4 protein-coding genes and 1 pseudogene are annotated in these 5,358 nt (G+C 60.9%); 4 read left to right on the plus strand and 1 reads right to left on the minus strand.

The window, feature by feature from the left end:
• From VFF99_RS15950 to nirK, 3 genes are all read left to right on the plus strand, one after another.
• Positions 1-885 (plus strand): enolase C-terminal domain-like protein (locus VFF99_RS15950; RefSeq protein ID WP_325019603.1); only part of this gene is annotated, 885 nt, incomplete at its 5' end.
• Between the two features lie 98 nt (positions 886-983).
• Positions 984-1,958 (plus strand): tripartite tricarboxylate transporter substrate binding protein BugD, encoded by a 975-nt coding sequence (locus VFF99_RS15955; RefSeq protein WP_325019605.1) that lies wholly within the window; start codon positions 984-986, stop codon positions 1,956-1,958.
• Between the two features lie 200 nt (positions 1,959-2,158).
• The gene (nirK, locus tag VFF99_RS15960) at positions 2,159-3,562 is read left to right on the plus strand and encodes a copper-containing nitrite reductase (RefSeq protein WP_325019607.1); all 1,404 of its coding nucleotides are present in this window, start codon (positions 2,159-2,161) and stop codon (positions 3,560-3,562) included.
• A gap of 129 nt (positions 3,563-3,691) precedes the next feature.
• Here the strand turns inward: nirK and VFF99_RS15965 are convergent, their stop codons facing one another.
• A complete protein-coding gene (locus tag VFF99_RS15965) occupies positions 3,692-4,786 on the minus strand; it encodes a GNAT family N-acetyltransferase (protein ID WP_325019609.1) in 1,095 nt (364 codons plus the stop codon).
• 224 nt (positions 4,787-5,010) lie between these two features.
• Here VFF99_RS15965 and VFF99_RS15970 point away from each other — a divergent pair.
• A pseudogene (locus tag VFF99_RS15970) lies at positions 5,011-5,358 on the plus strand (TlpA family protein disulfide reductase); the annotation flags it as partial.

Raw genomic sequence — 5,358 nt, forward strand, 5'->3', positions numbered from 1 at the left:
ATGTTCACCAATGAAAAGCCGGGCGGCCACGGCGAGCGCTCGGTGGCGATCGGCACCATCGACATGGCAGTGTGGGATGCCGTCGCCAAGATCGAAGGCAAGCCGCTGTTCCAGCTCCTCGCCGACCGCTACGGCAACGGCCGGCCCAACCGCAAGGTGTTTGTGTACGCCGCCGGCGGCTACTACTACCCGGGCCAGGACCATGAAAAGCTGAAGGACGAGATGCGCAGCTACATCGACCGCGGCTACACGGTGGTGAAGAAAAAAATTGGCGGCGCTTCGATCGACGAGGACCTGCGCCGCATCGACTCCATCCTCAGCGTGCTGCAAGACGGCCAGAAGCTTGCCGTCGATGCCAACGGGCGCTTCGACCTGGACACCGCCATCCAGTATGCAAAGGCGCTGTCGCAATACGACCTGTTCTGGTACGAAGAACCGGGCGATCCTCTGGACTTCGAACTGCAGGCGACCTTGCGCAATTACTACGACAAGCCGATGGCAACCGGCGAAGATCTGTTCTCGATGCAGGATGCGCGCAACCTGATCCGTTACGGTGGCATGCGTCCCGACCGTGACTGGCTGCAATTCGACTGCGCACTCAGCTACGGCCTGGTCGAATACCTGCGCACCTTGAAGATGCTGCACCAGCATGGCTGGTCGCCGAGCCGTTGCATTCCCCACGGCGGCCACCAGATGTCGCTCAACATCGCAGCCGGCCTCGGCCTCGGCGGCAACGAGTCCTACCCGGACCTGTTCCAGCCCTACGGCGGCTTCCCCGACGGCGTGAAGGTCGACAACGGCTACATCACGATGCCCGACCTGCCGGGTATCGGTTTCGAAGGGAAGGCCGACCTCTGGGCAGAAATGCAGAAACTGTCTGCCTGACCCGATCGGTCATCGTGCCGGCGCAGGTGATCAGGGAGGCCCGCGCTGCTTTTACACATCCCGGCATACCGCCGGGAACATCATCAAGGAGACAAGGCATGAAGTTCACACTCTCAAGATCCCTCGTTGTGCTTGCGCTGGCGGCAAGCTCGGCTTCGTACGCGGCAGACTATCCGACCAAGACGATCACGATGATCGTTCCGTTTGCGGCCGGCGGTCCGACCGACACCATTGCGCGCCTGCTAGCACAGGCAATTGGCACCAACCTGAAGCAACAGGTCATCGTGGAAAATGTCGGCGGCGCGGGTGGCACCATCGCGGCGGCGCGCGTGGCGAGGTCTGCCCCCGATGGCTACACGATCTTTATCCACCACGTCGGCCACTCCACCGCGCCGAGCCTGTATCGCAAGCTCAACTACAACAGCATCGACAGCTTCGAACCGATCGGGCTCGCGACCGATGCCGCATCGACCCTCATTGCGCGGAAAGATTTCCCGGCGAAGGACATCAACGAGCTGCTGTCCTATCTGAAGGCCAACAAGGAAAAAGTCACGCTTGCCAACGCCGGCATCGGTGCCGCATCGCACCTGTGCGGCATGCTTTTCATGAGTGCCATCGGCACCGATCTCACCACCGTGCCATACAAGGGCACCGGCCCGGCAATGAATGACTTGCTGGGCGGCCAGGTCGACCTGATGTGCGACCAGGTGACCAACACGATGAGCCATATCAAGAGCGGAAAGGTCAAGGCCTATGCGGTGACGTATAAAAACCCGGTGGCCACTTTGCCCGACCTTCCCCCGCTCGCGAGCGCCGGCCTGACCGGATTCGAACTTTCGGTGTGGCACGGCTTGTATGCGCCGAAGGGCACGCCGAAGGAGATCGTGACCAAACTCAGCAGCGCGCTGCAAGCCGCGCTCAAAGACCCGACGGTGAAGCAGCGTCTCGCAGACCTCAGCACCGACCCTGTGGCCGAGAACCGCGCAACACCGGATGCGCTTCGCTCGCATCTGAAAGCGGAAATCGACAAGTGGGGCCCGATCATCAAGAAGGCCGGCGTGTACGCCGAATAAACTCCCCATCCGCATCGAACGGCGGCCTGGACCTGCGCCATCGGCTCCGCGCCGCCGTCTTCGTTAACGTCCGTCCCTCTCGCATTCAGCCTCATTTTTCGAATCTTGAAAACGTTGATATGAATCATGTTTAAAAGATTCACCGCACATGTAGGATTTGGTCATCCGAAGTTCGACCACTCTCCACTGAGGTAATAAAAATGAAACTGAAACTGATCTCGCAAGCGATTGCAGGCATCGTCCTCGGCGTTGCCGCCCTGTCTCCCGTCTCTGCTGCGCAAGAGCGCGCGACCGACAGCGCTGCCGTCAAGATCCGCCCGGACGTCACGTTCACTTTGCGTACCGATATCGCGGACGGCAAGCTGGTGTTTATCGGCGAGAACGGCGCCATCAAGGGCAAGGTCAATCCGCAGCTGAACGTGGCCGAAGGTGCGGTGGTGCAGATCAACCTCATCAACGGCGACGGCGCGCAGCACGACATCTCGGTGCCGGATTTCGCGGCGCAGTCGAACAAACTGAATGACAAGGGCGCCAGCACCGCCATCGTGTTTCGCGCCAACAAGAAGGGCGAATTCCAGTACATCTGCTCGATTCCCGGCCACGTGGCCGCTGGCATGGTCGGCAAGATCGTCGTCGGTGGCGGCGCCGCCGCAAAGGCCGCACCGAAGGCAGCGGACGTGTCGCGCAACCCGAGTGAAGTCGGCACGCCGGTCGGCAAGCGCGGCCCGCAGACGCTCAACGTCAACCTCGAGACCACCGAAGTCCTCGGCCAGCTGTCTGACGGAACGACCTACAAATTCTGGACCTTCAACAACAAGGTGCCGGGACCGTTCATCCGCGTGCGCGTCGGCGATACCGTCAACGTGAACATGACCAATGCCAAGGACAGCAAGATGATCCACTCGGTGGACTTCCATGCGGTGACCGGCCCCGGCGGCGGTGCGGCGGTAACCCAGGCCGCACCGGGACAAAGCAAAGGCTTTACCTTCAAGGCGATCAACCCGGGCATCTATGTGTACCACTGCGCCACGCCGATGGTCGCCCAGCATATCTCCAACGGCATGTATGGCCTGATCCTTGTCGAGCCGGAAGGCGGCCTGCCGAAGGTGGACAAGGAGTTCTACGTCATGCAGGGTGAGCTGTACACCGTGCAGAAGCACGGCACGCCGGGCGAGCACGAGTTCTCGCTCGACAAGCTGCTGGACGAGAAAGCGGAACACATGACCTTCAACGGCACACACGATGCACTGACCTCGACGCACCGGATGGAAGTGAAGGTCGGCGAAACCGTGCGCGTCTTCTTCGGCGTCGGCGGCCCGAATGCGACGTCCAGCTTCCACATCATCGGCGAAGTGTTCGACCGCGTGTACAACCAGGGCGACCTGACCTCGCCGCCGTTGAAGGACATCCAGACCACCACTGTCGCTCCCGGCGGCGCAACCATGGTCGAGTTCAAGGCTGAGGTTCCCGGCCGACTGATTCTGGTTGACCATGCCTTGTCCCGCCTCGAGAAGGGCCTGGCCGGCTTCATGCATGTCACCGGTCCGGAAAACCACGAAGTGTTCAAGGCAAACAGCCCGATCGATCCCAAGTCCGGCCACTAACAGGTCTCTTGGAGTAGAGTAGCCGGCCTCTACCGGGGCCACAGGGAGACCCGCGCAAGCGGGTCTCTCTTTTTGGGCTCTTGATCCGTCTCGATCTGGTCCCGGGCGAGGAGCTCGTTTGCCCTTATGTCAGCCGCGCCTGACGACGCTATGCATCAAGGCATTGGTCTGATGCACCAGGCGGGCCACCGGGCTGTTCTCATGTGCCAGCAGCCAGAGCTTCAGCCGACGTACGTAGCCATCGACGAAGGTTTTTCCAACCCGGGCACCTTTCAGCGCCAGGTATTTGCGGGAGCGGTAAATTTCCACGCGCTCCATATCCTGCTGCACGCCCAGGAACTTCACCTTGTAGTGATTTCGCCCGCCGCCGAAATCGTACTTGATCCCCCCGCGCGCAATGCATTCACAGAGCGTCATGTAGCAGCAGATGGTTCCGAGACGGTAATCGTTGTACGCGGGATCGTGGGCGATCACCTCCAGGAAATAGGCGTTGCCGACACGGAAATTGACGGTGCCGGCGCAAACCCGGCCGTTGATGCGGATCACGCAAACAAAACCGCGCAACTTCGCGAGCCCGATGATGCGCGTCCTTTCCGCCGCCGCGATGCCGAAGCGTTTGTTCTTCGACGCGATGCGCGCCGCGCTCAGGTCGATGATCGCATGCACGTCCTGCTCGTCGATCTCCTCATTGACGTAAAAGCGGCAACTGAAGGACGGGAAGTCTTCAAGAAGCTTCTTGCGGTAGCGCTTGATGGCATCGCGGGTGGACCGTCCCAGCCTCTTCGTGTATTCCTCCGGGGTGGCGGGCAGGGCAACGGGAAAGCGCTCCTGCGAATTGTGTCTCTGGAACGGGAAGGGCAGGTCTTGCAGGTCGGTCTGCACCGCCCTGAAGTTGATCGCCCATACCGATCCAAAATGCTCGAACACGTAACGGGCGAAGCGCAGCACTTCGGCATGCTCGATCCGTATCATCTGGTTGAGCACCTGCGCAACCCCCCGGTTCACGCGAAACAGCAGGATCACGCGGGCGGCGGCGCCTCTGCGCACGACGTAGGTGCTGACCTCATCGGCTGCATCGCAAAAAATACGGAAGAACGGCAGGGAGGAATGATTGTGCCCGTAGATGCGGTCCAGCTCGGGCTCCACGGAGGCGGGTATCGCGTTGATGTGGCAGGAAATGGTGACATCATCGTTAGCCGCTGCCTCGCGCAGTGGCATCGTCATTAGTTTGTTCATTGGAACAATCGCAAGCGCTGAGTGCGCTCATTGTCCATTTGCGCGCGGGCGCCCGCATGGCAATCCGCCGCCTGTTTGATCAATTCGGGATCGGGGGCGAGAACGGGCTGCGCTGTATCAAAGCCGGTTTCTGACGGGCATCCCCAGCAAGCCGGCAGGCAAGGCGGACAAGGCACATAATGGCGTCATGTTCCGTCTTATCGATCATGCCCATGGAAAGATTCTATCCCCCGGCGCCTGAACTGCAGGTGGCGGAATGGCTTAATGCGCCGGCCGACATCACGCTCACCTCCTTGCGCGGCCGCGTGGTGCTGCTGCATGCATTCCAGATGCTGTGTCCGGCCTGCGTAAGTCATGGCGTGCCGCAGGCGCAGCGCGCGTGGGAAACCTTCGGTCAAAGGGATGTCGTGGTACTCGGGCTGCATACCGTATTCGAGAATCATGCAGCGATGCATCCGGGTGTGCTGCGCACTTTCGTACAGCAGAACAAGCTTGGTTCTCCGGTGGGAATCGACAGCCCGCGACTCGCCGAATCCATCCCTGCGACCATGCATGCGTAC

Origin of the sequence: Noviherbaspirillum sp. (assembly GCF_035654295.1) — a bacterium.
Classification (GTDB): domain Bacteria; phylum Pseudomonadota; class Gammaproteobacteria; order Burkholderiales; family Burkholderiaceae_D; genus Noviherbaspirillum.